The sequence below is a fragment of the Erythrobacter sp. genome (assembly GCF_038133525.1).
In the GTDB taxonomy this organism is placed as follows: domain Bacteria; phylum Pseudomonadota; class Alphaproteobacteria; order Sphingomonadales; family Sphingomonadaceae; genus Qipengyuania.
The window spans coordinates 1-2,571 of the sequence record NZ_JAYPTL010000077.1 but is presented as its reverse complement, the minus strand read 5'-3'; the positions used below and the strand labels follow the sequence as shown (position 1 = coordinate 2,571).

The 2,571-nt window shown below is 60.9% G+C and carries 2 protein-coding genes; both read right to left on the bottom strand.

All coding sequences use genetic code 11. The features are described from left to right. Window positions 1–1,146, bottom strand: a 1,146-nt coding sequence (locus AAFM29_RS15195; protein WP_341713630.1) for a transglycosylase domain-containing protein, incomplete at its 3' end; no start/stop codon positions are given. Window positions 1,147–1,209: 63 nt separating this feature from the next. Continuing rightward, a complete protein-coding gene (locus AAFM29_RS15190) occupies window positions 1,210–2,067 on the bottom strand; it encodes an N-acetylmuramoyl-L-alanine amidase (protein WP_341713629.1) in 858 nt (285 codons plus the stop codon). Window positions 2,068–2,571: the final 504 nt, after the last annotated feature.

The window sequence follows — 2,571 nt, the reverse complement described above, 5'->3', positions numbered from 1 at the left end:
ATTCTCGTAACTGATGGACAGGTTAGATGACGCCAACTGCGAATGCAGGTCGCCATTATCGGGATTCAGCGTGGCCACCGGACCGGTGAATCCGCGATTGCCATGATAGCGGAGCAAACCTGCCCGCAGCGAGTCCCGCGCGGCGTTCTGCAGTTCCATGTCGAGCGAGGTGCGCACCCACAGCCCGCCCGAATAGACGCTGTTTGGACCGGCCTCTGCCGTTTCGCCGAATTTGTCGATCAACTGGCGGCGAACTTCCTCTAGGAAGTAACCCGCATCTGCAGACCGTTCGCGGCGTTGCTGAACCAGACCAAGCGGCTTTGCCTTCGCCTCGATAGCGGCCGCCGCAGTGATGAAATCATTCGCTACCATCTGATCGAGCACGAAGTTTCGCCGCTCGATGGCGAGGCGTTCGAATCGTGCACGCCCATAGCGTTCCGGCGCCTTGGGCAAGATTGCCAGAAAGGCCGCCTCGTGCAGCTCAAGGTCGTCCACGTCCTTGTCGAAGTAGGCCCGTGCAGCCGCCTGCACACCGAAACTGCGCCGTCCAAGCGGGATTTCGTTGAGGTACAGTTCGAGAATTTCTTCCTTGGTCAGCACGCTTTCGATGCGCGTTGCCAGGATCATTTCCTTGAGCTTGCGGGTGACCGAATACTCGTCACCCAACAGCAGGTTCTTGGCGACCTGCTGCGTGATCGTCGAGCCACCAACGGCACGCTCGCCGGATCCGAATTTCAGCGCATAGTCGAGCACCGCACCCAAGGTGCCGGTAACGTCCACACCGCCGTGGGTGAAGAAAGTCTTGTCCTCAGCGGACAGGAAAGCCTCGATCAGCTGTTGGGGGAAGTCCACATACTGCAACTGCACCCGCCGTTCGCGGGCGTAGGAATGCACGATCTCGCCATCGACACCACGTACCACCGTTGGAAGAGGCGTCTCGTAATCGACGAGGGACTCCGCGTCAGGCAAGTTGCGCGCCAATGTGGCCCATGCGAGTATAAGCAATGCCAGGCCGATGCCCGCACCATAGCTGGCAATGCGCAAGCGGCGACTATGCGCCCAATTATCCTGGAACCACACATAGAGGCGCTGCGGATCGCGGCTGATGCGGTAACGGATATAGTTCAGGGAAAGCTGTTCGGACATGGTCTGCGCAGCGCCTCTAGCACGCCCTTTTGGCAAATCGCCAGAAGGAACGATGCACCCGCCTCAGCTTTCTTCCTGACGCGCGAAATAGATACGTATCGCACGGGCCATGACTTCGGCGAAGTGCCTGCGCCCTTCCTGGGAAGAAAGTCGCCGCGCCTCAGTGGCATTGGTGATGAAGCCGCTTTCAAACAGAACCGAGGGAACGTCGGGTGCCCGCAAGACCTTGAGCGCCGCCGACCGCAACGGTTGCGGGTGAAATTCGATTACGCCCTCGCCCTCGCGCCGGATCAAAGCGGCCAGTTCGTTCGATTGTTCCTGCGACCGCCGCTGCGACAGTTCGATCAGGATCGGCATAACCGTATCGCTCTGATCTCCGAGTTCCAACCCATTCAGGCGGTCCGACGCGTTCTCGCGTTCAGCGTAGCGGGCCGCTGCCTCACTCGAGGCCTCTTCAGACAGCGTATAAATGCTCGCCCCACTCACCTCACTGGCATCGCCGGCGCTATCGGCGTGGATCGAAATGAACATGTCCGCCTCCAGTCGCCGGGCGATCTCGAACCGTTCGGCGTGCAACAGATATCGATCATCGCTCCTGGTCAGGGCTACGCGAAACCCGCCTAGCCTTTCGAGTTCGTCACGCAGTTCTTTCGCCAGCGAGAGTACCAGGTCCTTCTCAACCAGGCCCTGCCCCGATGCACCAGGATCATGGCCGCCGTGCCCCGCATCGATAACGATGAGCGGTAGCGCCGCATCCCCTTCCACCACTGGCAGTACCGGGGGGGCGTCGACCTCGCGCAGTTCGACATGAAGCACGTAGCCGCGCCCGATTTCGGGGACTGGCAAGCGTCGTTCGGTAACAACCAATCCGGCCACCACCGCCAGCGGAATGAGCACAAGGCCAAGGATTTGCGCGCGCATCGACATGCACCTGCGTGGTTACGACCATGTTATCCAAACGTGCAATATGGTTGCCGCGCGAAACCCACGGTGCTAGCGATCGCCAATCGGTTATCCGATGCCTCCGATCGGCGCGAAGATCCGCGACGAAGAAGGTCATCTGGATCGCCTCATTACTCGGTCGATCGCCAACGCGTTCGGCCAAACCGCAAACAGGTTGATGCCGGACATGCCCCGTTCCTCCCCGATTTCCGCAGTGAAGGCCTCCCGCCTCGCTGTGGCCGTTTCGGGCCGGGCAGCGCACTCACAACGCACGGACAGTCCCGCAGTCACGAATACCCGGCTTCGCGCAATGCAGCGCGATCGCCGGTCCGCATACGCCGCGCACCCCCTCATGGGGCGCGGATTTACCAACATGATGTGCCGCGCAGTGGCAGGGTCCGCCCCGCCTGGCAGCGGCTGGAGAAATTTACATGGCAACGCGCATGCTTATCGATGCGCGCCACCAGGAAGAAACCCGGGTGG